Source organism: Ruania halotolerans, assembly GCF_021049285.1.
GTDB classification, from domain to species: Bacteria; Actinomycetota; Actinomycetes; order Actinomycetales; family Beutenbergiaceae; genus Ruania; species Ruania halotolerans.
Genome location: NZ_CP088017.1, coordinates 1,670,507 through 1,694,231, shown reverse-complemented (window position 1 = coordinate 1,694,231; position 23,725 = coordinate 1,670,507). Strand labels below are relative to the sequence as shown.

At 67.4% G+C, this 23,725-nt stretch carries 26 protein-coding genes; 13 read left to right on the top strand and 13 right to left on the bottom strand.

Features of this window, described 5'->3' with window-relative positions:
* The first annotated feature begins 69 nt into the window (after window positions 1–69).
* From LQF10_RS07450 to LQF10_RS07435, 4 genes are read left to right on the top strand one after another with little or no spacing between them, the layout of a single operon-like run.
* A complete protein-coding gene (locus LQF10_RS07450) occupies window positions 70–477 on the top strand; it encodes a hypothetical protein (protein ID WP_231066845.1) in 408 nt (135 codons plus the stop codon).
* Window positions 474–1,121 (top strand): transcriptional regulator, encoded by a 648-nt coding sequence (locus LQF10_RS07445; protein ID WP_231066844.1) that lies wholly within the window; start codon window positions 474–476, stop codon window positions 1,119–1,121. Before LQF10_RS07450 ends, LQF10_RS07445 begins: the two co-directional genes overlap by 4 nt.
* A gap of 21 nt (window positions 1,122–1,142) precedes the next feature.
* Window positions 1,143–1,478 carry a histidine phosphatase family protein gene (locus LQF10_RS19370; protein WP_290371147.1) on the top strand — a complete coding sequence of 112 codons (336 nt, stop codon included), beginning with the start codon at window positions 1,143–1,145 and terminating at the stop codon, window positions 1,476–1,478.
* A gap of 5 nt (window positions 1,479–1,483) precedes the next feature.
* Window positions 1,484–2,704 (top strand): PEP/pyruvate-binding domain-containing protein, encoded by a 1,221-nt coding sequence (locus LQF10_RS07435; protein WP_231066842.1) that lies wholly within the window; start codon window positions 1,484–1,486, stop codon window positions 2,702–2,704.
* A 104-nt stretch (window positions 2,705–2,808) separates the two neighbouring features.
* On the opposite strand, the gene LQF10_RS07430 is transcribed toward LQF10_RS07435, so the two are convergent.
* Window positions 2,809–3,033, bottom strand: coding sequence for a hypothetical protein (locus LQF10_RS07430; RefSeq protein WP_231066841.1), 225 nt, complete (start codon window positions 3,031–3,033; stop codon window positions 2,809–2,811).
* A gap of 167 nt (window positions 3,034–3,200) precedes the next feature.
* Here LQF10_RS07430 and LQF10_RS07425 point away from each other — a divergent pair, with 167 nt between their 5' ends.
* The 5 genes from LQF10_RS07425 (at window position 3,201) to LQF10_RS07405 (ending at window position 8,130) form a co-directional block, all read left to right on the top strand.
* Complete coding sequence (locus tag LQF10_RS07425; RefSeq protein ID WP_231066840.1) at window positions 3,201–3,338, top strand: hypothetical protein; 138 nt, start codon at window positions 3,201–3,203, stop codon at window positions 3,336–3,338.
* Complete coding sequence (locus tag LQF10_RS07420) at window positions 3,335–4,495, top strand: N(5)-(carboxyethyl)ornithine synthase (protein ID WP_231067274.1); 1,161 nt, start codon at window positions 3,335–3,337, stop codon at window positions 4,493–4,495. The genes LQF10_RS07425 and LQF10_RS07420 overlap by 4 nt, the downstream gene beginning before the upstream one ends.
* Window positions 4,496–4,799: 304 nt before the next feature.
* On the top strand, window positions 4,800–5,861 hold the full coding sequence (locus LQF10_RS07415; protein WP_231066839.1) for an iron-containing redox enzyme family protein: 1,062 nt from the start codon (window positions 4,800–4,802) through the stop codon (window positions 5,859–5,861).
* A gap of 7 nt (window positions 5,862–5,868) precedes the next feature.
* On the top strand, window positions 5,869–6,105 hold the full coding sequence (locus tag LQF10_RS07410; RefSeq protein WP_231066838.1) for a CDGSH iron-sulfur domain-containing protein: 237 nt from the start codon (window positions 5,869–5,871) through the stop codon (window positions 6,103–6,105).
* Between the two features lie 102 nt (window positions 6,106–6,207).
* Window positions 6,208–8,130: a metallophosphoesterase family protein gene (locus LQF10_RS07405; RefSeq protein WP_231066837.1), complete on the top strand. Its 1,923-nt coding sequence runs from the start codon at window positions 6,208–6,210 to the stop codon at window positions 8,128–8,130.
* Window positions 8,131–8,283: 153 nt separating this feature from the next.
* On the opposite strand, the gene LQF10_RS07400 is transcribed toward LQF10_RS07405, so the two are convergent.
* Together LQF10_RS07400 and LQF10_RS07395 are read right to left on the bottom strand one after the other, a co-directional pair.
* Complete coding sequence (locus LQF10_RS07400) at window positions 8,284–8,865, bottom strand: dihydrofolate reductase family protein (protein WP_231066836.1); 582 nt, start codon at window positions 8,863–8,865, stop codon at window positions 8,284–8,286.
* A gap of 174 nt (window positions 8,866–9,039) precedes the next feature.
* Window positions 9,040–9,189, bottom strand: coding sequence for a VOC family protein (locus tag LQF10_RS07395; protein ID WP_231066835.1), 150 nt, complete (start codon window positions 9,187–9,189; stop codon window positions 9,040–9,042).
* A gap of 259 nt (window positions 9,190–9,448) precedes the next feature.
* Here LQF10_RS07395 and LQF10_RS07390 point away from each other — a divergent pair, with 259 nt between their 5' ends.
* Together LQF10_RS07390 and LQF10_RS07385 are read left to right on the top strand one after the other, a co-directional pair.
* The gene (locus tag LQF10_RS07390) at window positions 9,449–10,819 is read left to right on the top strand and encodes a hemolysin family protein (protein ID WP_231066834.1); all 1,371 of its coding nucleotides are present in this window, start codon (window positions 9,449–9,451) and stop codon (window positions 10,817–10,819) included.
* Entirely contained in the window at window positions 10,819–11,850 is a 1,032-nt protein-coding gene (locus LQF10_RS07385) for a hemolysin family protein (RefSeq protein ID WP_231066833.1), read from the top strand. Before LQF10_RS07390 ends, LQF10_RS07385 begins: the two co-directional genes overlap by 1 nt.
* An 86-nt stretch (window positions 11,851–11,936) precedes the next feature.
* Here the strand turns inward: LQF10_RS07385 and LQF10_RS07380 are convergent, their stop codons facing one another.
* The gene (locus LQF10_RS07380) at window positions 11,937–12,551 is read right to left on the bottom strand and encodes a DUF305 domain-containing protein (protein ID WP_231066832.1); all 615 of its coding nucleotides are present in this window, start codon (window positions 12,549–12,551) and stop codon (window positions 11,937–11,939) included.
* 235 nt (window positions 12,552–12,786) lie between these two features.
* On the opposite strand from LQF10_RS07380, the gene LQF10_RS07375 reads away from it, so the two are divergent.
* Window positions 12,787–13,098, top strand: a complete 312-nt coding sequence (locus LQF10_RS07375) for an ArsR/SmtB family transcription factor (RefSeq protein ID WP_231066831.1) — start codon at window positions 12,787–12,789, stop codon at window positions 13,096–13,098.
* Window positions 13,095–13,604 carry an SRPBCC domain-containing protein gene (locus LQF10_RS07370; protein WP_231066830.1) on the top strand — a complete coding sequence of 170 codons (510 nt, stop codon included), beginning with the start codon at window positions 13,095–13,097 and terminating at the stop codon, window positions 13,602–13,604. Before LQF10_RS07375 ends, LQF10_RS07370 begins: the two co-directional genes overlap by 4 nt.
* Window positions 13,605–13,640: 36 nt before the next feature.
* Here the strand turns inward: LQF10_RS07370 and LQF10_RS07365 are convergent, their stop codons facing one another.
* From LQF10_RS07365 to LQF10_RS07325, 9 genes are all read right to left on the bottom strand, one after another.
* A complete protein-coding gene (locus tag LQF10_RS07365; RefSeq protein ID WP_231066829.1) occupies window positions 13,641–14,252 on the bottom strand; it encodes a hypothetical protein in 612 nt (203 codons plus the stop codon).
* Window positions 14,253–14,299: 47 nt separating this feature from the next.
* The gene (locus tag LQF10_RS07360; RefSeq protein ID WP_231066828.1) at window positions 14,300–15,331 is read right to left on the bottom strand and encodes an alcohol dehydrogenase catalytic domain-containing protein; all 1,032 of its coding nucleotides are present in this window, start codon (window positions 15,329–15,331) and stop codon (window positions 14,300–14,302) included.
* An 11-nt stretch (window positions 15,332–15,342) separates the two neighbouring features.
* Window positions 15,343–16,551 (bottom strand): glycerate kinase, encoded by a 1,209-nt coding sequence (locus LQF10_RS07355; RefSeq protein ID WP_231066827.1) that lies wholly within the window; start codon window positions 16,549–16,551, stop codon window positions 15,343–15,345.
* Entirely contained in the window at window positions 16,541–17,590 is a 1,050-nt protein-coding gene (locus LQF10_RS07350; protein WP_231066826.1) for a D-2-hydroxyacid dehydrogenase, read from the bottom strand. Before LQF10_RS07350 ends, LQF10_RS07355 begins: the two co-directional genes overlap by 11 nt.
* 14 nt (window positions 17,591–17,604) lie before the next feature.
* Window positions 17,605–18,519, bottom strand: coding sequence for a carbohydrate ABC transporter permease (locus LQF10_RS07345; RefSeq protein ID WP_231066825.1), 915 nt, complete (start codon window positions 18,517–18,519; stop codon window positions 17,605–17,607).
* Window position 18,520: 1 nt separating this feature from the next.
* Complete coding sequence (locus LQF10_RS07340; protein ID WP_231066824.1) at window positions 18,521–19,453, bottom strand: carbohydrate ABC transporter permease; 933 nt, start codon at window positions 19,451–19,453, stop codon at window positions 18,521–18,523.
* A gap of 4 nt (window positions 19,454–19,457) precedes the next feature.
* Window positions 19,458–20,762 carry an ABC transporter substrate-binding protein gene (locus LQF10_RS07335; protein ID WP_193495774.1) on the bottom strand — a complete coding sequence of 435 codons (1,305 nt, stop codon included), beginning with the start codon at window positions 20,760–20,762 and terminating at the stop codon, window positions 19,458–19,460.
* Between the two features lie 95 nt (window positions 20,763–20,857).
* Complete coding sequence (locus LQF10_RS07330) at window positions 20,858–22,840, bottom strand: alpha-amylase family protein (RefSeq protein ID WP_231066823.1); 1,983 nt, start codon at window positions 22,838–22,840, stop codon at window positions 20,858–20,860.
* Window positions 22,837–23,706 (bottom strand): NAD(P)-dependent oxidoreductase, encoded by an 870-nt coding sequence (locus LQF10_RS07325; RefSeq protein WP_231066822.1) that lies wholly within the window; start codon window positions 23,704–23,706, stop codon window positions 22,837–22,839. The genes LQF10_RS07330 and LQF10_RS07325 overlap by 4 nt, the downstream gene beginning before the upstream one ends.
* Window positions 23,707–23,725 lie beyond the last annotated feature (19 nt).

Sequence of the window (23,725 nt, the reverse complement as noted above, 5' to 3'; positions counted from 1 at the left end):
TTTTCCGGGGAAACCCTAGGCATCAACGTTGTGTTGACAACTCGATGTTGATGTAGTCAGAGTTGCTCCATGATTCCTTCTGTTCCGAATGAACGCGATGAGTTGAACGAGTTGGACGCTGCGCGGCGACGACTGTGCGAGTCCGGTGCCGACCGACTGCCTGCGCTCCCCTGGCAGCCACCAGGGGCCATGCCCGGCGATGCCACCCTGCTGCGATTTGCCATGTGGCGAGCGAACTCCACCGTCGGCGACGCTTCCCATGACGAACTTCGTGCCGCGCTGACACTTCTGGAGTCGGCACGAGCTGACCTCGATGCCCTCGAAGCAGGTTTGATACTGATCGCGCGGGCAGAAGGACTGACCTGGCCCGACATCGCCCAACACCTGGGAGTGAAGTCTCCGCAGGCTGCCCAGCAGCGCTTCCAGCGGGTGTCAACTCGCGCCCAGACCGGCGACGTCGCGGAGCAATCAGAGTGAGAACTGAGCGATCCGATACGCCGTGGCAGTCCAGTGACGAGTTGCTGGTGCTCCGCGCGGTCCGCCTCGCCGGGTTCGCGGACACTGAGGCGGTCGCCGACCGCGTCGACCTGCCAGCACACATCGTCGGTGACACTCTCCGCGTCCTCGAAGGAGAGCAGCTGATCGAGCACATGAGGTTCGCTGACTCCGGTGGCTGGATTCTCACCGAAGCAGGCAAGAATCGCGACGGCGAACTGCTCGAGGAAGAACGTGAGGCATCTGGCGCGCGAGCCGTCCTCCACGCCACGACTGAGAATTTTGAGAGCAGCGTCAATCCCCGCCTCGTGCGAACGGTGACCGACTGGCAGCTTCACTCGTCCGCTGACCGTGCGGAGCGCAGTGTGGAGGTGTTGCGCGAGCTCACGGACCTCGCCGACGCTCTCAGCGACCTGATGGCAGAACTGGCTGACCAGCTTCCGCGATTCAGCCGGTACTCGCGGCAGTTCTCGGCGGCAGTGCAGAAGGCGCGCGCGGGAGAGCATCAGTGGGTGGCGGGGCTGGGCCGGCTCTCGTGCCACATCGTGTGGGCAGAACTCCATGAAGATCTGTTGTCCAGTCTCGGTCGCGACCGTACCGTGGAAGCACATCGGGGAGAACGGTGATGGCTGCTCGCACCCTCATGGGTGGGATTCTTAGACGGCTACGAACGCAGCGAAGCCGATGCTGGTCGAAGGACTGCGGACGGCCTGGCGGCACGATTCGGCACACCGAACACGCAGGCACAGCGCCCGACACACGAGGTAGCCGTGACCCACGCGTACCCGATCGCCTGGATGGTGCGCGATGCGCTCAGCGCCCCACCTGCCCGATGGATGTCGTTGGCCGGCGCCGCGAACACTGGGCTTACGGTGATTGAGTACACCGACGGGGAACCCCCTGGCGTGGTGATGGTCAACGACATGTCTCACCTGCCCGCCGAGCTGCGATGGACAGGCTTCGCCGGCGGCAGAGCGCTGTGAACACCATGGATCTCATCGACGCCGACCACTCGACGGCCGGCGGCAAGGCCGCCCCCTTGGCCGAGCTGACACGGGCCGGCTTCACAGTACCTACCGGTTTCGTGGTGCCAGCGACGATCTACCGGGTCGCGGCCACGGCACTTGGCCTCACCGAACTCTCCACCGAGCACGCCGACGAGGCTAGATCGCGAATCCTGCGCTCTCGTCTCCCGGATGGCGTTGTCGACGACGTCTCTCAGGCGTTGGAGCGCATCACCGCCGGGGCACCCACTGACTACGTGGCCGTGCGTTCATCCTCGACCGCTGAAGACAACGCCCACGCATCCGCCGCCGGACAGCATGACAGCTTCCTTGCGGTGCGTGGAACCGAACAGGTATGCCAGGCGATCCTCAAGTGCTGGGCCTCGTTGTGGACCGAGCGGGCTGCGGCGTACCGCGCTCACCAAGCCCCGCAAGCCCCACAGCCACCTGGCGACATGGCCGTGCTCGTCCAACGGTTCGTGGATGCCAGGGTTTCCGGGGTCATGTTCACGGGCACCACGAGCGTGATCGAAGCCTCGTGGGGCATCGGAGAACGGCTCGTCGCTGGGCACATCACTCCGGATTCCTGGCGCATCAGAGATTCCGAGATCGTCGACCGCCGACCAGGACTCACGACCGAGCGCACTGACCGCTACGACGTGCACCTCCTCACCCGATTCACCGTGCCGACTGAGCAGCCCGAGCTCTGTCTCGCGGACCACGACGTGATGCGCTTGTACGCCCTCGGCGAAGAAATCTCCACCACGTTGGGAGGTCCCAGAGACATCGAATGGGCGCTCGCGGACGACACGGCGTGGGTCCTTCAAGCGCGCCCCGTGACCGCAGCCGTCCCTGACTCCACAGCACCGTCCCCGGCGGCCGCCGACAGTGTCACCATCACGGGAGTGCCAGCCAGTCCAGGAGTGGCCTCCGGTCCCGCCCGCCTGGTCCGCGGACCAGGCGACTTCTCCACGGTCAAGCGCGGGGATGTGCTGGTCTGCCGCCACACCGATCCTGCGTGGACACCGCTGTTCACGATCGCCTCGGCAGTGGTGACCGAGATCGGTGGAGTGCTCTCCCATGCAGCGATCGTCGCCAGGGAAGTCGGGATACCCGCCGTACTGTCAGTCCCACGAGCAACCGAACGTCTCCCCCCGTCGTCCGTGGTCACCGTCGATGGCACCACTGGCCACGTTTCACTGTGAAGCGTAGGCGCGCGGCGACCACCCGCACGGCTGCAAGGATGCATACATGCCGTGGCTGATACTGCTCGGGCAGAACAGTGGGCTGAATTGCCGCTCGGCTCTGCTCAGAACTGCCCGGACGGCCCATTCGGGTTGCGCCACGAACGACCGCGGGTACTCAGATAAAGCAGCACCGCGCCTGCGACAAGCGCCACGAGTCCGATCACCAACCAGGTCGGGTCACCGGTCATCGAGCTGCCGGGCAGCCACCCGATTCCTTGGCCGGCCCACACTGCGCCAAGGACCACCGCAATCGCACCGAGCACAGTCAGCACGGGCTTCTTGATCACGGTGCACCTCTTCCTGGGTCGGGTGCCGTCACCCTATCCCGCGCCTGTGCACGGCCAGGTTCGGCCCGCGCGGCCACAATGGGCGATCCGATCAGTACCAGCCAAGCCCGCGGTGGCTTACTGTCAGCACATGGGCCGGCTCCGGCCCGGTGACGAGGGAGTTCGCCATGAACAACAAGTCCAACGCCAAGAAGGTCGCCGGGAAGTCCCTGAAGGAGAAGCGCGCCGACAAGGCAGACAAGCGCGCCAAGAGCGCTGATCACGCCAGCGCCATGGAGACAGCCGTCGCCAAGAAGAAGCGCTGAGGGTGCCCGCCGACCTGCTGACTCTCGGAGTTCTGGGGTCCTCAACCAAGTCGGATGAACGTCGCTTGGCGCTACACCCCTCGCACCTGGACCGGATCGACGCGGATCTGCGGGCCCGCATCGTCCTCGAATCGGGCTACGGCGAGCGTTTCGGAGTGGCCGATGCCACGTTGGCCACTGTCGTTGCGGGAGTGCGGCCGCGCGCCGAAGTGATCGCCTCGGCGGACGTGCTGGTCCTACCCAAGCCGCAACTGGGCGACCTGGCCGATGTCCGTGACGGCCAGGTGCTGTGGGGGTGGCCGCACTGCGTGCAGGATCGCGAACTCACCCAACTCGCGGTGGACAAACGGCTCACCCTGATCGCCTTCGAAGCGATGAACCACTGGAAACACGACGGCAGCTTCGGGCTCCATGTATTCCACAAGAACAACGAGATCGCCGGCTACTCGTCCGTGCTGCACGCACTGCAACTGCGCGGACTCACCGGCAACTACGGGCGGTGGCTGCGCGCCGTCGTCATCGGTTTCGGCGCCACCGCACGCGGGGCGGTGACGGCACTGCATGCGCAGGGCATTCATGATGTGCGGGTGCTGACGAATCGGGAGGTCGCCGCCGTCGGCTCACCGATTCCTTCGGTGCGCATCCTCCAGCTCGACCATGACGACGACCCCTCGCATCCCCGGTACGTGATCAGCGAGAAGGGGCGTGTTCCGTTAGCCCCGTTCCTGGCGGAGAGCGACATCGTGGTCAATTGCACGCTGCAGGATCCACTGGCGCCGCTGACCTATCTTCGCGATGAGGATCTAGCGGCGTTCCGGCCCGGCAGCATCATCGTGGATGTCTCCTGCGACGAGGGGATGGGGTTCGGCTGGGCACGGCCGACGTCGTTCGCGGACCCGATGTTCACCGTGGGTGACAACGTCCACTACTACGCCGTGGACCACAGCCCGTCCCACCTGTGGGAATCCGCCACCTGGGAGAACAGTGAGGCGCTGCTGCCATTCCTGCGCACGGTGATGGAAGGACCGGCAAGCTGGGCTGGCAGTGAGACGATCACCCGCGCCACGGAGATCCAGGACGGCCATATCCGCAACCCCGACGTGCTGGCCTTCCAGAACCGGGCGGCGGAGTATCCGCACCCCGTGCGCGCTCACTAGATCGCCGCGAGGCACGACGCCCCGGCCTCGTCGTGCCCCCGCCGGGATTCGCATTGGGTGCAGCGCTCACAGTGTTCGCCGCGCGCCGACGGAGCAGCAACCCTAGGCTTTCGTCCAGGCAACGTGAAGGCAACCGGTGGACCTGTGCACCGCTTGGCCGCGGCGCCACTGCGGTCATCGGCCTCGCGCAGCAGTGTTCAGCGGGACGGGTCAGGTGACGCCACGACCGATCACGACGAGTTGCAGCCTCGAGGAGACAAGTGGAGCACCGATGGTAAATGGCAACCTTGCAGAGGCTCCCCCGGTGACGACCTCCCGGGTGGACCGCGGTGACACTGCGAGCGACGACCTGTTCACCCCGCGCGGCGAGCTCAGCACGGCACTGCTCGGTGTGCTCACTGATGCCGGCCCATCGGCCAGCGACCTCGTGGAACTCGGCCATCACACGTTGGACAACGCCACTGACATCGTTCAGGACGAGGACGTCCAACTCACCCTGTTCGGGCTCTACTGCCTCGCCTATGGATCTCTCGATCAGTTCGGCGCCGCATGGGAGTGGTCCCCTGAGCTGATTCGCCTGCGGACCTCGCTCGAAGATGCCTTCGAGGCAGCGCTGCGCGAGCGGATCGTTGCGCCGGCACTGCCTGCTGCTCGCGCCGCCGACGTCGCTGAAGCGCTCGCCGACCTCACCGCTCCTTCTGGCAAGCCGGGCCTAGCGGGTTTCGTGGCGAAGCAGGCGACGCTGGAACAACTGCGCGAGTTCCTCGTCCAGCGCAGTATCTACACTCTGCGGGAGGCGGACCCCCACTCGTGGGCGATCCCACGGCTCACCGGCCGCGCCAAGGCCGCACTCGTGGAGATCCAGGCCGATGAGTACGGAGGCGGCGACCCTCGCCGACAGCACGCAGCGATCTTCGCCCAGACCGTGCGCGGGGCCGGTCTGAGCGACCGGTACGGCCATTACCTGGACTACGTCCCCGCGATCACTCTCACCGCGCACAACGTCATGTCGATGCTCGGGCTCAACCGACGCCTCCGGGGGGCGATCGTCGGTCACCTGGCGGCATTTGAGATGACGTCGACTATCCCGAGCCGACTCTACGGTGATGGCTTCCGTCGGCACGGGTTCGGCCCCGACGTCACCTGGTACTTCGATGAACACGTTGAGGCTGACGCCGTGCACGAGCAGATTGCCGCCCATGACCTCGCCGGCAGCTTGGCCGAGGACGACCCCGGGCTGCTGCCCGACATCATGTTCGGCGCCGCTGCCTGTCTGACCGTCGAGGACTGGGCCGGTCAGCACATCCTTGAGGCCTGGCAGGCGGGCCGATCCTCGCTGCGCCTGCCCCTGGCCGAAGCGGCATGATGCCGGCATGAGTGGCACCAGTTCCGATCGGAGCGAACCAACCATCAGGGCGTACCCGAATGGGCCACTCGTTGTTCGTGGCGACGTGACGATCCTCTCGGCGACCGGGGAGCCCATTCCTCGCACACGGCGGACCGTCGCGCTGTGTCGATGCGGTGTGTCGACGATCAAGCCCTGGTGCGATGGCACGCACAAAGTCGTCGGCTTCTGCACCGAGGACGCCGCGCCAGCCTCAACCGACTGACCGCACCTGGTCGCGCAGCGTTTACCTCCTCCTCCCCTCTCCGCCATAGTGGTGTCACCTCGTGCCCCGATGATGAGGCACATCACCTATCTGGGAGTCGCCATGCGCAGAAAGCTCGTCCCGATTCTGGTCGCACTGGGTGCGACCGCCGCGCTCGCTGCACCAGTCGCCGCTGCACCAGGTGGTGGGTTGCAACCGATGACGCCGCTGCCGTCGGCCGGGAGCTCACCGGTTGCGCCAGAACCTGGCTTCCGCGTCTTGCCCTACCTGCAGAGTCCCGCCTCGGACTCGATGACCCTCGTGTGGATCAGCGAGCTGGAGAACCCGGGCACTGTCACCGTCAACGGGCCCGGGATCGGACGGCAAACGCTCACCAGTGAACCGCGCTACCTCGACCTGATGGAGTACTCCGACGCCGAGCTGGCCCAGACCATCGACGGTCTGGACCAGGGCTCATGGTTGTACTCGGACAGTAACTACCAGCACGTCGTTGAGATCGGCGGGTTGCGCGCGGGCAAGCAGTATCGCTACACCGTCACCCAGGACGGCGTTGAGCACACCGCCCGGTTCACCACCGCTCCGGACGCCGACCGATGGAACCACGTGCGAATGGTCGCGTTCTCCGACACCGAGACCGAACCTGCCGGGCGGTTCGAGCACCGGGAGTGGGAGACCGCCCATGCCGGCCTCGCCGACGGCTCAGCAGACCGCCCATCGGCCGACTCCCTCTGGGCGCAGCGGTACGGCACGGCCGTGCGCTACGGCGAGGAACTCGTGCGATACCCGATGAACCAGGCCGATGCACTCGACGCCAATCTGGCAACGATCGCTGAGCAGGACCCGGATCTACTGCTGATCGCCGGTGATCTTGCCCAGGGCTCTGGCTATCAGCCGGCGTGGGACGAGTTCTGGCGGCATTTCGCCGGCGAGTCCAGCGACCTCGCCTCGACCGTGCCGCTGGTGACAGCGCTGGGCAACTGGGAGACCTACGCCGGAATCAGCGGGGGCTACGGCAGCCCCGAAGACCGGACGCCGCCAGTGGTCTCCCGGAACCGCTATCAGGATTACATGGTCACCCCGGGCGACCCGGCGAACCCGCAGTTCCGGGACTCCTACTACCGCCTTGACCACGGCCCGGTGACGATCCTGACCCTCGACTCCACCAATGGGGTCCCAGACGAGGACACCGGCACCGGCACGCTCTCAGGTGAGATCTTCTCCGGTGACGACACGAACCTGACACCGGACCGGATGTCCACCGACACCCAGGGCTCCTTCACCGCCGAGGAGTACGCCTCGGCCTATGCCGACGTCTACGAGACCGACGTCTCGGAATCCGACCTGCCGAACTTGGGTCCGGATAGCGAACAGTGGCACTGGGCGCAGGAACAGCTGGCCGACGCCCGTGACGAGGGTCAGGTGATCCTCGTCCAGTTCCACCACGCGGCCTACTCCAATGGCGTTCACGGCACTCCGCCGAACCACGAGTTCGCAGACAACCAGTCCGGGGTGGCCATGCGCGCCTACACCTCCATGTTCGAGGAGTACGGCGTAGCCGCAGTGATCAGCGGTCACGACGAGATGTTCGAACGTTCCTTCGTCGATAGCGACGGAGACGGTGTGGGTGTCCAGATGTACGACGTGGGTGTCGCAGCGGACGGACTGCGCGGTGAGCAGTTGTACGAGACAGAGGACGGCAGCTACGAGCCGATCCGCTTCAACACCCACTCCGAGTGGATGGCTGCCGTGGACGAGCCGGAACTGTGGACCGAGGACTCCAACGGCAACCCCCGGCTGGTCGATGGTGGCCTGCACTACGGCCACCTGCAGCTCGACCTGGAGCGCACCCGCTGCGGGTCCGAACTGACCCTGACCCCGGTCTACCTCTTCCCGCTCATGGATGAGGACTACACCGTGACCGGGACCGAACGCCGGGTCTACGACGACGTCGTCACCCTGGAGCTGACGGCGGACGGCTCCGTCGTGGCCGACAACTCCTGCCGAGGGAACGCGCACCGCAACTGATCCCTCGGGGCGCGAGGATCGGCAAAGCCAGGCCCGGCCGAGGCGCGCTCCTTCCCGCTGAGCACGGGGCGGCCGCGTGAGTCGCGCGGGCGTCGAGAGGGAGGCCCGCGCATGTACGCATGCTTGCCCACGCCAACGACCATCCGAGACCGCCTAGTCAGGCGTGACGTTCTCACGTCGCCTCGGGCGATACGTGCGCCCGAAACTTCGCGGACTGTCCTCGTAGATCTCGACCAGTTCCCAGTCGACCCGTTGCCCTCCGGGAACGTCGAAGATACGGGTGCCATCACCGAGGAAGACAGGGGCGACGAAGACCTGTAACTCATCGATGAGATCGTGGTCGAGTGCCTGGCGGGCGATGTCGGCACTGATGATCTGGACATCCCTGTCTCCGGCGATCTCCTGGGCACGGCCGATCGCCTCCACGATGTCGCAGTTCAGCGCAAGCATGTTCGGGATATCAGCGATCTCTTCCGGCCGATGGGTCAGGATGATCTCAGTCCCAGACCAGGCACCGCCATACGCTGCTGACGTCGTCTCGTCGCGCTCGTCCTGCTGCGCCTTGGCCGCGTCGTAACCGGCTCGGCCGGAAATGATCACCCCGACATCTCCCGCCATGCGGTCCAGAGTGCCCTCAGCCAGCGGTTCCGCGGCGGACATCCAACTCATGTCGTGCCCCGGTCCAGCGATAAAGCCGTCGATGGAGCACGTGAAGCCCCAGCAAACCTTGCCCATTCTTTCCTCCTCGCGACATCCCGCAACGCTCGGTCCCATTTCTGAATCGGGAACCGAGCGCTACCGGGAACCGTCGTTCACGTAGTCGTCGTTCATTTCTCCGGAACCGCTGCTCATCGACTCCCAGACTGCCACCAGGCAGCCGCAGCGCCCCGCTCGAGATGGTGCGATTACTCAGCCGCAGGCAGTGCGTCCGCATGAGTGCCTTCCGAACACCTGGGCGCCGAAGGCGCGGGTGGCTTCCGGGTCCTTGCTGACGAGTTCGGTGTGGGTGGGGTGGCCATGCAACCCCGGCAGGTGCTCGCGTGAACTGTGCTCGGTCATCGAACCTTCTCCTTATCAGGTGACGTTCACCCGGACTGACTGACAACGCGTCCGATTCTCATCGGTACCGGGCCCGATGGAGTGAGAATCTGCCCGCTGGACGGACAACCACCTGATCCCGCAAGATAGAGACATCCCCCGAACGATGAGAGGCTCTTACCCCGATGGAGTACGACAGTCCCTCGGCCGATTCGGCCGACCCCTGTCATAGACCCCACCACGGCACTCTGCCGACCCCCACCCCGGCGCCGGTCATCTCATGACCGTGCTGATGTTGCTGGTCGGGATCCTCGTGATCCTGGCGATCATCGCCGCCAACGGGTACTTCGTGGCCCAGGAGTTCGCGTTCATGTCGGTGGACCGCTCCCGCCTCGGAGCTCGCGCCGAAGCAGGTGACGCCGCGGCCTCGCGCGCGCTGGCAGTCACGAAGCGCACCTCCTTCATGCTCTCCGGCGCTCAGCTGGGCATCACGGTGACCGGTCTGCTCATCGGGTACGTGGCCGAACCGCTGGTGGGTGAGTCCCTCGGTGAGCTCCTCGGCGGGGTCGGAGTACCGGCCGCGGTCGGCATCTCGATCGGCACGATCACCGCCCTGGCCCTGTCCACAGTGGTGCAGATGATCTTCGGTGAGCTGTTCCCGAAGAACCTCGCGATCGCCAATGCCGAACCGATGGCGCTGGCCCTGGCCCGGTCCACCAAGATCTACCTGACCGCCTTCGGCTGGCTCATCACGGTGTTCGACCACGCCGCGAACGGCCTGCTGCGGATTTTCCGGATCGAGCCCGTGCACGATGTGGACTCCTCAGCCACCCCACGCGACCTCGAGCACATCGTGGCCGACTCACGCCAGAGTGGCGACCTGCCCGAGGAACTGTCCATCATGCTCGATCGCATCCTCGACTTTCCCGATCAGGACGTCGAGCACGCGATGGTCCCGCGCTCCCGGGTCGGTACCGTGCCCCAGCACGCCACTCTGGCGCAGGTGCGCGAGCGAATGGCGATCGAGCACACCCGCTACCCGGTGGTCGACGATCACGACCAGGCCGTGGGCCTGGTCCAACTCGCCGATCTGCTCGCCACCGACCTCCCCGATGATGCGCCGGTGACACGCCTCATGCGCGAACCGATCCTCGTGCCCACCGCGATGGCACTGCCCGACGCGCTCGCCCAGCTCACCCGTTCACGCAACGAACTCGCCTGCGTGATTGACGAGTACGGCGGCTTCACCGGCATCCTCACGATCGAGGACATGGCCGAGGAAGTGATCGGCGAGGTGACCGACGAGCACGATGGCGAAGAGTCGGCCACCATCAGCGCTGAGGATGACACCACCTGGATGATGGGTGGCGACGTACACATCGACGAAGTCGAACGCGCGATCGGCCATCACCTCCCCCGGGGGGACTACGAGACGATCGCCGGACTCCTGCTCGCCGAGCGCGGCGACCTCCTCGATGAGGGCGATCACCTCGAGATCGAGCTCCCGGTGGATCCGGCCGATCTGGTCGAGCACGAGCCGGTCCGCCACATCATCAGCGCGCATGTGATGGACGTCGAGCGCCACGTGCCCGCTACTGTCCGGCTCTCGCTGCATGTCCAGGAGCCGGACGAGGACGAGGAGGCGCACTGATGGAGAACCCCCTCCTGGTCACCGTGACAACCGTCGCGATCATCGCGCTCAGCGCCCTGTTCGTGATCGTCGAGTTCTCCCTGCTCGGCGCCCGGCGGCACCGCCTCGAGGAGGCGGCCACGACCAGCCGATCCGCCCGTGCGGCGCTGCGGTCGGTGAACGAGTTGACCGTGATGCTCGCCGGCGCCCAGCTCGGCATCACCGCCTGCACCTTCGCACTCGGTGCCGTCACCAAACCCGCCGTGCACCATTGGATGACCCCGCTGTTCGAGGCCTGGGGCATGCCCGTGTGGACGGCGGACACGGTTGCCTTCGTGCTCTCCCTGCTGGTGGTGACCTTCCTGCACCTCGTGGTCGGTGAGATGGCGCCGAAATCATGGGCGATCGCACACCCGGAGCGCTCCGCCTCGATGATCGCGATCCCGGCCCGAGCGTTCATCTGGATCTTCCGGCCCCTGCTGCTGTGGATCAACGCGATCGCCAACCGGCTCGTTGCAGCCACCGGCGTAACTCCCGTGAACCAGGCGGCCGTGGGCGGGCAGGACGCCGCCACCATCCGGCACCTGGTTGAGCATTCGGCAGAGGTCGGCGCGATCGAGCCCTCGTTCCGCACGCAGATCGCCCGCGCGATCGACTTGGAATCCCTCGACGTGGTGAGCCTGATCCGGCCCGGGGCGATCCCCACCGCTGTACCGCCGAACGCCACGGTCAGCGATGTCCGCGAGGCGTCGATCCGTTCGGGCCACCTGCGGATCCTCGTCTACCAGGACGAACCTGGCCGGCCGCAGGTGGTGCATGTGCGCGACACGCTCCTCGAATCCTCGGACACGCTCGCCTCGGATCTGGCCCGCGACCCGCTGACGCTCGAGTCCGACACCCCGGTCCATGAGGCGCTCGCCCGGATGCGCGCCGGGAGCGAGCAACTCTCCGTGGTGATGGAGGGCGATCGCTTCGTCGGGGTAGTCACCATGGCCGACATCCTGCGTCGAGTCCTGCCACGCGGAGTCGACGGCGCCGAGCTACCTGCCTAAGGTTCGATCCGGCGCAGGGAGGCCCGGATGAGCGCGCCGCCACGTCACCATCACAGAACCGTGCCACTGGCGGGCGGGGGCCCCACTCACTCGGTTGCGCACTGACGCTCGGCAGGCTCGCCGAAGTCCGGCACGGGGCGCGCCTCGGCCTCCTCCGGCGTCGCGGCGATGCCGTTCTCCTCGATGTCCTCAATGAGCCAGTCCATCTCCGCGATCTCGCGGCGCTGAGCCTCGCTGATCTCGACGGTGAGCTCACACACTCGTACGTCCTCAATTCCCGCGCGCTCCGAGCGTGTGATGGCCAGAGAGTGATGGGGGATCATTGCGCTCATGAAGGCCGTGTCATCCACTGTGGCCTGGCTTCGATCGAGGAACGTCCCTCCCGCGAGCAACCCGAGGCTGACCACGACCACCACGATGTTGGCTCTCGTGCTCTTGTACATGTTGAGCATCCACGCCAGCATGACCAGCCCCATCGCGCCACCCATGGTCACTGCCATGAACATCCGGCTTTGGCTGAAGCGAACGTGGCCCCACTCCCACGAGCCGACGAACATCACCCAGTACATGACCACCATCGCCGTCAGCAACATCGCGGCGAACCGCAGGTACATCTTCTTCGAGCGATCCTGCTCCTTCGAGTGGTCCTGCCCGCCGTTGCGGCCCTGCCTCGTGGCCTGGTCGTCCGCCTCGCTCGACACTGTGCGCCTCCTCTAGTCGATGAATCTCCGATGACGTCGTGAGCCTGGCGCCGCCGGCGCGGGACCGTGCGATATCAGACACACCATGCGGCCGATCGTAGGGACCGGTAGGTATGACCGCATTCGGTCGGCCATCAGTCTCGATCCACCAGTGGAGCGCTCGCGGTCATCGCGCTCACTCCCACCCACCGAATCACACTTGACCATACGCGTAAGCATTTGCTTACATGTTCTCATGGACGTGTTCGAGGCACTGGGAGCCCCGCATCGGCGGGCGATCGTCGAGGTGCTGACCGGCGGTGCGAGCACCGCCGGTCAGATCGCCTCCCATTTCTCGATCTCACGGCCAGCGATCTCCCAGCACCTGGGCGTGCTGGTGGAGGCCGGTGTGCTCACGGTCCGGGCCGAAGGGCGGCAGCGCCGGTACGCCCTGCGCCCGGACTCGCTGGCCGAGGTGGAGCACTGGCTCGAAGCGCAACGCGTGCGGTGGGATTCCGCACTGGACCGGCTGGGCGAAGAGATGCAGAAAGGTGAAGGAGAACAATGAACCGCACGGACACCAATCGAGGCACCCTGGGGATCGGCGAGGACGGCACGTTCCGCATCCACTTCGAACGCCACCTGCCGCACACCCCCGACCGCGTGTGGGCCTGGCTCACCGAACCAGAACTGCTGGAGAGATGGCTGCCCGGATGCAGCATCGACGCCCGCCACGGCGGCGCCGTCACCTTCGACTTCGGCGAGGAAGGCACTGCCACCGGCACCGTCACAGCAGCCGCCCCGCCCCAGGGGCCGGATGGTACCGGCCGCCTGGTGCACGGCTGGGTGTGGGAGGGAGTGCCCGACTCCGAGGTGGTCTGGCACGTCGAGCCGACCGGCTCGGGAACCCTACTCACCCTCACTCATCGCGAGGTGCTGGCCGAACCGGCAGCGGAGTTCGCCGTCGGCTGGCATGTGATGCTCGATGCGCTGAGCCTGGCAGCGGACGGTCGGGCCGACGCCGTGGATGCCGCGTGGGCGAACCTGGAGCAGGTGGCCGGCAACTACATGTGATCGGCCACCAATCGCCACACGGGTCGGCCACACCGTTCAGATCATGGCCACCAGGAGCCACCCGAATCCGCTGCCGGCGATCACCACGCCGGCGAGCACACTCGAGATGAGCAACCGCTTGGCCCGCCGCGACGCCGCGGGCTCCCGGGCCGCATCACGCCGCTCGCCCAACACGTCCTGCAACCAGGCGACTGTGAGCTCGACCGAACGCGGGCGCCGGTTCGGCGAGCTCTGCGGGGTGTGCAGCCACAGGCGCACCGGTCGGTCGACACCGAGCCGCAGCACCACCATCCCCATGCTCTCCAGCGTGTACCAGCGCTCCACCTGGCCCACCGGCACGTAGCGCACGCGTCGCCCCCACCAGAACCGGCGTTCCACGGTGAGCACGTGCGTGGTGGTGTCCAATGTCAGGCTGAGCTCATACGTGCACAAGCGCAGGAGCGGCACCGCGCACAGCACCACCGCTGCCGCGTAAATTTCACCGGCTCCTCGCGGGGCCAGTACGTCCTCCAGACCGAGCAGGATCGGTGGCCCCAGTGCCAGCGCGACGATCAGCAGGGGCACCACGAACGCCGTCAGGGAATAGCCGGCGATCGCCGGCGGGCTGCGGCGCACCAGCGGCGGAGTCCCCCGGTCACCACCAGTCACAATAAGGAGCATATGTGCTCAGCGGCACTGCCTGACTAGCTGCCTGACTACTGTTGCGGGTTGATCAGGATCTTCATCACCTCGGGGTCGCCGTTGCGACGCATCGCCTGCGGTAAACCGCCCAGGTCGGTCCGATCGGAGATCAACGGATCCACAGTCACCACGCCACGGTCGATCAGATCGATCGCCGTCGGCCAGGTCCGGACGTACCGGAACAACCCATGCAGGTGGAGTTCGTAGGACTGCACCCGGAACAGGTCGAGGTCGATCCGGTCATGGCCCATTCCCACCATGACGGCGTTGCCGCCCGGGCGCAGCGCCTGCAGTCCCGCGTCAATCGCGGCGGGTACGCCGGAGGTGTCCACGAACACCTCGAACCCTCCCCCGATGTGGTCGCCGAGCTGGTCCGGGCCGACGGCGGTCGTGGCGCCAAGCGCACGGGCGTGCGCCCGGCGCGTCGCGATGGGATCGGTGAGCACCACCTCCCGGGCGCCGTGGGCACGGGCGGCGGCCGCCGTCAGCACGCCGATCGGGCCGCCACCGGCCACCAGCACCCGGTTCTCGGTGACCGGCACCTTGCGCACAGCCGCCAAGCCCACCGAAAGCGGCTCAGCCAGTGCGGCCTGCTCGAACGTCATAACGTCCGGGATCGGGTGGGCAAACATCGCCGGGACACTCATGTACTCGGCGAACGCGCCATGCACCGGTGGCGCGGAGGCGAACTCCATCGACTCGCACAGGTTGTATCGCCCGTCCAGGCAGTAGGAGCACTCCCGGCAGTGCCGCTGAGGCTCGATCGCCACCCGCTCCCCCAGCCGCTGCTCGGGCACACCCGCACCGACCGCGGCGATCACGCCGGCGGCCTCGTGGCCGAGAATCAGCGGTTCGGCCACCACCAGGGAGCCGACCCGGCCATGGGTGAAGAAGTGCACATCCGATCCGCACAGGCCCACCTGTTCGATCCGCACCAGCACGTCCCCCGGGCGCGGTTCGGGCGTGGCGATCTCACGGATCTCCAGCTGCTCGGGCGCGATCAGAAGACTGGCGCGCATCGTGGGTGGAACGGTGGCGGTCGGCATCGACGCCCTTCCTAGATCGAGTCGGCTGAACGGCCATCCTCTCGCACCGCGGCCCCGCCCAGCCACGTACGCACCGCGTGTTCGGCGGCCACACTCACCCAGTGCCCCGCCCGCGGGCCCAGCGCGTCTGCGGGCGAGGGAGCGTGCTCGCTCGCCGCGGCGTGGCCGAGGATTCCTTCGGCAGCGAGCACCGCCCGATCGACCGTCACTCGTCCGGCTACGGCGAGCACCGGGACACCCGCCGCGCGTGCCCGCCGTGCGACGGCCACCGGCGCCTTTCCTTGCAGCGACTGCTTGTCCAGGCTGCCCTCGCCCACCACCACCAGGTCTGCCCGGCGCACCTGTGCAGTCAGGTCCACGAGTTCGGCCACCACGTCCAGACCGGGCCGGAACTGGGCCCCGAGCGCGGCGTTCAGCCCACCGGCGCACCCGCCCGCCGCGCCGCCCCAGTCGAGCGCCGCGGCGTCTCGGCCCGTGGCCGCTTGCAAGCACTGGGCCAGCACCGCCAGCCCGCGTTCCAACTGGGCCACCTGCGCCGGCCCGGCGCCCTTCTGCGGTCCGAACACTGCAGCGGCGCCCGCCGGCCCGAGTAGTGGCGTGCGCACATCGGCGGCCACCGTGATCGGCACGTGGCGCAGCCGCGGGTCCAGCGAGCTCAGCTCCACGCGGTCCAGGGCACTCAGCGCTCCCCCGCCGTCCGGGATCTCCTGACCGTCCGCGGCCAGGAACCGCGCACCGAGCGCCCGCAGGAGACCTGCTCCACCGTCGGTACAGGCCGAGCCACCGAGGCCGAGGAGGATCTCGTTCGCACCCGAATCCAAGGCTGCGGCGATGAGCTCGCCGGTGCCGCGGCTGGTCGCCGCGAGAGCCGTGCTCGGATCGGGCGCCAGCAGTTGCAGGCCGCTGGCTGCCGCCAGCTCGATCACGGCCCGGTCACCATGGGTGCACCAGCGCGCCTCGATCGGCGCTCCCAGCGGGCCGGTCACGACGGCGGTGCTCGCCCGGGCACCGGCGCTCACCGCAGCCTCCACTGTGCCTTCTCCGCCGTCGGCGATCACCGCCGTGCTGATCTGCGCCGCAGGCAATGCTGCCCGCACCCCGGCGCTGATCGCAGCAGCGGCCTCGGCTCCGGTCAGCGTGCCCTTGAACTTGTCGGGCGCCACCAGCACGCGCAGGCCGGAACCTCGCCCGGGGTACGCGGCCGCCGGATCAGTACCCACGCGTACGGTCCACCACGTTCAGCAACTGTTCCCCGTGGGACCACCGCGAGACGTTCTCGAGCATGATCGCGGTGCCGCGCTCGGCGGTGGCCGCGGTGGTGGCCCCGTTGTGCGGGGTGATGATGACGTTCTGCAGATCCCACAGCGGGCTCGAGGCGGGCAACGGCTCGGTCGCATGCGCATCGAGTCCGGCTCCGGCGATCACACCGTCGCGCAGCGCCCCCACCAGCGCGTCCTCGGTGACGATCCCGCCGCGCGAGATCACGATGAGGAACGCACTCGGGCGCATCAGCGCCAACTCGGCGGTGCCGATCAGGTTCTGCGTCTGCGGTGTCCACGGCGCGGTCACCACCACGTGATCGCTGGTGGCAAGTACCTGCTCCAACCCGGCGCGACCGCGGAACACCCGCACACCGGCGTCATCCACGCTGCCATCGTCGCCGTATCCGCTCGCACCCGCACCGCTTGCGCCGTGGGTACCAGCGCCACTGTCCTCACGCCGCACCGCCTGCACCGGCATATGGCACGCCTGCGCCTTACGCGCCAGGTCGCGGCCGCTGTTGCCGTAGCCGATGATGCCGAGCGTGGCGCCGGCCAACTCGCCGTGGGTGTAGCGGTCCCACACGTGACGTTGCTGCGCGGCGAACCATCGCGGCGCCTGCCTGCTCAGCATCAACATGAGCATCAAGGCATGCTCGGCCAGCGGGATCGCCCCGTTGCCCACCGCCGAGGTGAGCACCACGCCGTCGGGCGGGGAGCCGGCACTCAGCCAGCCGTCCACACCGGCCGCCCCGCTATGCACCCAGGTGAGCGCAGGAAGGGCGGAGAGATCGTCCGAGGGTCCGGCGCCGAGCACTGCTCCCACCAGCGCAGGATCGGCGCCGGCGGCTCGCACCGCCTCCGGGGCGAAGGACTCCACCCGGTGCACCGCTCGGGCACCGGCCGCCGCCTGTACCCGCTCCCCATCGATCCCGGCCGCCGCCTTGACCAGCAGCGCACTGCGCACAGGCCCGCCGTTCACGTCAGGCCCGCCGCTCACGTCAAGCCGTCCGCTCATTTCAAGCCCGTGGTGGCGATCCCGCGAATCAGGTACTTCTGCGCGAAGGCGAAGAAGCACAGGATCGGCACCAAGGAGAGCAACGACATCGCCATCAGCGTGCCCACTCCCTGGTTCGATTGCGAGTCCACCAACGCGTTCAGCGCGATCGGCACCGTGTACACCGAGGTATCGGTGAGGTAGATCAGCTGGCCGAAGAAGTCGTTCCAGGTCCAGATGAAGGTGAAGATCGTGGTGGTGATCAGCGCGGGCTTCATCAGCGGCAGGATGATGTACCAGAAGGTCCGGAACGGTCCGGCCCCGTCCACGAACGCGGCCTGATCGAGCTCACGCGGGATGCCGCGGATGAACTGCACCATCAAGAAGATGAAGAAGGCATCGGTGGCCAGGAACTTCGGCAGCACCAGCGGGATGAACGTGTTCACCAGGTCCAGCTCGGAGAAGATGATGTACTGCGGGATCATCGTCGCGTGCATGGGCAGCATCACCGAGGCCAGCACGATCCCGAAGTAGACCTTGCGCGCCCGGAAGTTCAGGCGCGCCAAGGCGTAAGCGGTCAGCGAGCACGAGATCAGGTTGCCGATGATCGCGCTGCCGGCCACCACGAACGAGTTGCCGAAGAACACCAGGAACGAGAGGTTCCCGACGTACCAGCCGTTGCGGAAGTTCTCCAGGGTGAGTTCAGTGGGGATCAGGCTCGGGTCAGTCAGGACGAGGTAGCCCGGTTTGAACGCGCTCACCGCCATCCAGGCCAGCGGGTAGAGCATGAAGAGCCCGAACAGGATGAGCCCGGAATGCCGCAGGATGCTGTTGCGCCGCCGGACCCGGCGCACGGACGGAAGGACTGTCCGCTCCGGTGGGTCGCCAGGAGTGCTCGGGGAGCGTCGGGAGTCGAGAGTGGGAGCGGTCATGTCAGTCTCCGTAGAAGACCCAGCGCTTCGACAGGGTGAAGTGCACAGCCGTGATGATCGCGATGACCACCATCAGCACCCACGCCAGGGCAGAGGCATATCCCATATCGAAGTTCACGAAGGCCTGCTGGTAGATGTAGAGCGTGTAGAAGAGCGTGGAGTCCACGGGACCGCCGGTACCGCTGCTGATCACGTGCGCCTGGGTGAACGCCTGGAACGATCCGATCGTCTGCAGAATGAGGTTGAAGAAGATGATCGGCGTCAGCAGCGGGATGGTGATTGAGGCGAACTGGCGCAGGATCGAGGCGCCGTCCACCCGGGAGGCCTCGTACAGTTCCTCCGGAATTTGGCGCAGCCCCGCCAGGAAGATCACCATCGGTGAGCCGAACGTCCACGCATTCAGCACGATCAGAGTGCCGAGCGCCGTGTCCGGGTTCTGCAGCCAGTTCTGCCCCTCGATCCCGACCAGGGCGAGTGCCTGGTTGATCAGCCCGTCGAAGCCGAAGATCTGCTTCCACAGCACGGCCACCGCCACGCTGGTTCCCAGCAGGGAGGGCAGATAGTAGGCGCTGCGGTAGATCGCCAAACCGCGTAATCCCTTGTCCAGGATCAGCGCGAGCGCGAGGGCGAAGGCGAGCTGGAGCGGCACGGACACCAGCACATAGGTGACCGTGACTCCCGCCGCGCTCCAGAACCGGTCATCGCCCACCAACCGCTCGAAGTTCTCCGTGCCCACCCACGTGGGGCTGGAGAGGATGTTGTAATCGGTGAAGGCCAGGTACAGCGAGGCGAACATCGGCAGCGCCGTCACCGCGACCAGCCCGATCAACCACGGCGCCATGAACACATGCGCCGCGCCATCCTGTCGGGTCAGTTTGCCCGCCTTCGGCCGCCGGGTATCCGGCGGCCGAGCAGGGGTGAGAGTGTCAGCCATCGGCTCAGTCCGCTGCCCGTTCGATGCCGCGGTTGATCTCGGCGATCAGGTCGGTTGCGCCCTGGGAGACACTGACGTCACCGAGAGTGACCCGCTCGAGCATGCGCGTCATCTCCGTGCGCCAGGTGTTCGTGCCCGGAGGCGCCTCGTAGCGGGGCGTGCGCTCGATCTCCCGATCCGCCGTGACCACGTCGAGCATCTGCAGCTCGTAGTCGCTGGCGAACTCGCGAACCTCTTCGGTCACCCGCGGGCTCACCGGAGCACCCATCGTCAGGCCCACGTATTCGTGGATCTCCGAGTTCGAGGTGCAGAACGACACCACTTCACCAGCGAGCTCGGCCTGCTCATCGCTGACGCCCTGGTAAATGGCCATCCGCGGGAAGTAGAGGAACTGGTGACCGTCCGGGGCATCGGCTGCCTCGGGCATGTGGTGCAGTGCGAACTCCTGGTCCGGGAAGGTGGTGGCATCGTCGACGATGTGGTTGGAGTTCCCCGTCCACATCAGGGTGCGGTTGCCCACGTCCTCCCAGCTGGGCTCGACGCCGTCCTGCTCACCGAGCTCGGGAGTCACCCCGTCCGCGCGCAACTTCTCCCACCAGTCAACCCAGCTCGCCAGGCCGTCCTCGCTGAAGCCGATCTGCCCATCCTCGGTCCACAGCTGCTCGCCGTGCTGGCGCAGCCAGGCCTCGAAGGTGAGGTCGTGCGAGGCGTTGTACGGCAATGCGAACCGGCCATCGGCGCTGTTGGCGGTGTAGTCACGGGCGAACTCGGCCAGCTCATCCCAAGTCCAGTTCGCCGGGATCGTGACGCCGTCCTCCTCGGCGAGGGTGACGTTGCTGCGCAGCACCGGCACGAAGATCCCGTGCGGCATCGTGTTCAACTCACCGGCGAGCTCGAAGTCGCGCAGATCCTGCTCGCTGAAGTCGGACAGGTCGAGGCTGGAGATGCCACTGAGCGGCCGGTACAGGTCGTTCGCGTAGTAGCTCATCACGGATGCCGAGGGGATCCAGAAGATGTCCGCCACGTTCCCGGCGGCCATCTGGGTGGTCATCCGCTCCTGGAATGCGTTGTACTCGGCGAACTCCGTCTCCAGGGTCACGTCCGAGTTGATCTCCATCATTCGATCGAACGCGTCCTGGTAGTTCTCCAGGCGCACGTTGTTGCCCCAGAAGGCATAGCGCACGGAGCCGGAGGCGTCATCGCCGCCGCCACCTCCCCCGCCGCCGACGCCGCTGCAGCCGGCAAGGGTTCCGGCCCCGGCCATGCTTGCCGCGGCGATCAGAAGAGTGCGTCGATTGAGGTCTCGCATCGTGGTGCTCCCGTCGTTGGAAGAAAGGTGGGCTTCATCGGCCGTCATCACTCTGGCGCCAGCCAGATTGTATGTCAATAGTACACGTATAGTTGTTATGCGCCTGTGAGGTTCAGGACGTCGAACGCCCCGATCTGCGGGGTGTGGATCACCACCTCCTCGCCCTCACGAGTCCAGTTCAGGTCCACTCCGGCCACCAGAGCGCGCGCCCTGGTGGGGTCGCGCTCAAGCCGGAGGCGCACCGTGCCGGGAGCGATCGGCAGCGGCTGGACGAACCGCTGCGAGGCGTCACCTGAGCGGTTCAGCAGGTGGATCACCGGGCCGGCCGAACTTCGCCCGGGCACGATCTGCAGCTGCTCGGGCAGGTCGGTCCCGACGGCGAGCCCGCCCTCCGCGCGGGTCTGCTCCAGCACCGTGGCCACCCAGGCGTCGCGCACGCGGGACAGCCCGACCTCGCGATAGACCAGGCCCGGGCGCCACGGCAGCACCACCAGCCGCCCGGGGCCCACATCGGCACTGACCCAGCCGGGATGACCCGTGCGGTCGTGCCCGTAGCACTTCTCCGGCGGGCCATACAGCGCCCGGCCCCAGGCGTGCCAGCCCGAGCGTGCCTGCGGCCCGGGCTCGAGCACGGCGAAGCCGCCGACGACGGGGGTCAGGTCTCCCTCGTTCTCGCCCACGGGTAGGTGCAGCGAGCGCACCGACTCCTCGGTGGCGAACACCGCCTTCTGCGTGGCCACATCGCCTGCGAGCTGCAGGGCACCCTCGGACCAGCCCGAATCCCCGGTCAGCGCCACGGTGCCACCGGCGGCCAGTACGCCCTCCAGGGCGGAGACCTCCTCGGGGCGCAACGCCCCGCCGTCGGGCACCACCACGAGGTCGTACCGGTCGGCGGCCACCTGATCGAGGCGGTGCTGACGGACCACGTCGAAGGGCACGTGGCGTTCGACGAGGCTGAGATAGCACCCCTGGAACTCCGACGTGCGGCGCTCGATCTCCTCGGTCGCGGACGTGCGCACCAGGGCCACTCTCGCCGTGGAGGTCAGGCCGGCGTAGACGTCGGCGTGGTCACGATGGAACCGCGTGATCTGCCGGCCCACGTCCAGCGCCTCAAAGGGGCTGTCGGCCGGGCCACCCATGATGTAGGTGGAGGGCTGGGCACCGTGGGCGATGGCCTGCAGCAGGTACTGGCCGAGATGGTGCGGATCCTCCCCCGCCCATCGGTAGGGCATGTCCACGAAGCTCACAGCGTTGACGAACACCGGCCGGGCCGGGTCCCCCGACCGGGCCGCGCTGACTGCTTCGGCGGTGGCGTGGTGCCATAGCGGGCGCCCGACGGCGTTGTTCGCCTCGTGGAAGGTGATGTCGGCCCGGTCGCCGAGGATGAGGCCTGCCTCGGGGGCGAGAGAGCGCACATGCGCCCGCATCCTGGCGGTCAGGTCATCGAGCACGCCGGCGGCGAAGCGCTGCCAGGTGCGATAGCCGGGTGAGCCGGGGTCGCGCGGATGCTCGACGCCGGGTGCGAATGCACGAAACCCGGCCAGGCAGGGTTCGCAGTGGCACACGCCCCAGTAGCGGCGGCTGTAGTCACGCTCGTTGAAGGACATCCAGTTGAAGAAGAACCCGGCCAGGTCGTAGCGGCCGAGCACCTCGCTGATCACATCGAAAGACTTGCTCTGGTAGTACTCACCGCTCGGGCAGACGCTGCGGTAGCCGTTGTAGAGCTGCGGGGCGCCGTCGGGGCTGACGAAGCACCACTGGGGGTTCGCCTCGGCGCGGCGGGCGTCGATCTTGGAGAAGTCCATCCGTCCGAGCACCCGGATACCGCGCGCCCGGGCTGCCGCGACGGCGTCCCCGATCAGATCGCCGGACTCGCGCTCGGCCAGGGCGGGGTTGACGCTCTGGCAGTCCAGCTCGCTCGGATAGTTGGCGATGATGCCGCCCACGCTGAGCAGCCAGGTGTCGGCGCCGTAGTCCTCGATGGCATCGAGCACGGATTCGACGTCCAGCCCGGCGTCGATCTCACGCAGGTTCGTCTGGAAGGTACGGAACGGGGTGTGCCACCAGGGCTCGCTCACGAGGTGGGCTCCTCGGTGAGCAGGCGGAACAGCGCGGAGTGGTCCAGCTCGGCCCAGTCGCGGGCGATTGCGGCGTCCATCTGCGCGGCGACGGCCTGCACGCCGGGCACCGGGGTGCCGTGGTGCTCGGCGGCCGCGAGCGCCAGGCCCAGGTCCTTGCGGTGCAGCCGCATCCGGAACCCCGGGTCGAAGGTGCGCTCCACCATCCGCTTGCCGTGCATCTCCAAGATGCGCGAGGAGGCAAATCCGCCCGAGAGCGCCTCACGTACGGCGGCGGGGTCGATCCCGGAGGCCTCGGCCACGGCCAGGCCCTCGGCGACGGCTTCGATCGTGAGGCCGACGATGATCTGGTTGACCACCTTGGTGGCCTGGCCGGAGCCGGCCGGTCCGAGGTGGGTGATCGTCTTTCCCATGACCTCCAGCAGCGGCCTCGCCCGCTCGACGGCCTCATCGGTGCCGCCGACGAAGATGGTCAGGGCGCCGTCGCGGGCGCCCACCTCACCGCCGGAGACGGGGGCGTCGACGTACCCGCCGCCGGCTGCCTCGACCTGCTCGGCGAGGCTGCGCGTGGCGACCGGGGAGATCGAGCTCATGTCGATCACCAGGGTGCCGGGCGCCAGGCCGGCGAGGACGCCGTCGTCGGCGGTGAGCACGTGCTCGACGTCGGGGGTGTCGGGGAGCATCAGGATCACCACCTCCGCGGCCCGGGCGACGTCGGCGGCCGAACCGGCCGGGGTGGCGCCGGCCTCCACGAGCACCTGGGAGCGCTCCTTGACGCGGTGCACGGTGAGCGAGTGGCCGGCGTTGATGAGGTTGAGCGCCATGGGCACGCCCATGACTCCGAGTCCGATGAATCCGATTCGCACGAGATCCTCCTTTCGCGCA

Bases quoted from the DNA above. Each gene is read 5' to 3' on its own strand.
- LQF10_RS07370 (WP_231066830.1), top strand. From the start codon at position 13,095: ATGAACCGCACGGACACCAATCGAGGCACCCTGGGGATCGGCGAGGAC.
- LQF10_RS07385 (WP_231066833.1), top strand. From the start codon at position 10,819: ATGGAGAACCCCCTCCTGGTCACCGTGACAACCGTCGCGATCATCGCG.
- LQF10_RS07410 (WP_231066838.1), top strand. From the start codon at position 5,869: ATGAGTGGCACCAGTTCCGATCGGAGCGAACCAACCATCAGGGCGTAC.
- LQF10_RS07345 (WP_231066825.1), bottom strand. From the start codon at position 18,519: ATGACCGCTCCCACTCTCGACTCCCGACGCTCCCCGAGCACTCCTGGC.
- LQF10_RS07390 (WP_231066834.1), top strand. From the start codon at position 9,449: ATGACCGTGCTGATGTTGCTGGTCGGGATCCTCGTGATCCTGGCGATC.
- LQF10_RS07425 (WP_231066840.1), top strand. From the start codon at position 3,201: ATGAACAACAAGTCCAACGCCAAGAAGGTCGCCGGGAAGTCCCTGAAG.
- LQF10_RS07375 (WP_231066831.1), top strand. From the start codon at position 12,787: ATGGACGTGTTCGAGGCACTGGGAGCCCCGCATCGGCGGGCGATCGTC.
- LQF10_RS07405 (WP_231066837.1), top strand. From the start codon at position 6,208: ATGCGCAGAAAGCTCGTCCCGATTCTGGTCGCACTGGGTGCGACCGCC.
- LQF10_RS07335 (WP_193495774.1), bottom strand. From the start codon at position 20,762: ATGCGAGACCTCAATCGACGCACTCTTCTGATCGCCGCGGCAAGCATG.
- LQF10_RS07340 (WP_231066824.1), bottom strand. From the start codon at position 19,453: ATGGCTGACACTCTCACCCCTGCTCGGCCGCCGGATACCCGGCGGCCG.
- LQF10_RS07360 (WP_231066828.1), bottom strand. From the start codon at position 15,331: ATGCCGACCGCCACCGTTCCACCCACGATGCGCGCCAGTCTTCTGATC.
- LQF10_RS07450 (WP_231066845.1), top strand. From the start codon at position 70: ATGATTCCTTCTGTTCCGAATGAACGCGATGAGTTGAACGAGTTGGAC.
- LQF10_RS07395 (WP_231066835.1), bottom strand. From the start codon at position 9,189: ATGACCGAGCACAGTTCACGCGAGCACCTGCCGGGGTTGCATGGCCAC.
- LQF10_RS07400 (WP_231066836.1), bottom strand. From the start codon at position 8,865: ATGGGCAAGGTTTGCTGGGGCTTCACGTGCTCCATCGACGGCTTTATC.
- LQF10_RS07435 (WP_231066842.1), top strand. From the start codon at position 1,484: ATGGATCTCATCGACGCCGACCACTCGACGGCCGGCGGCAAGGCCGCC.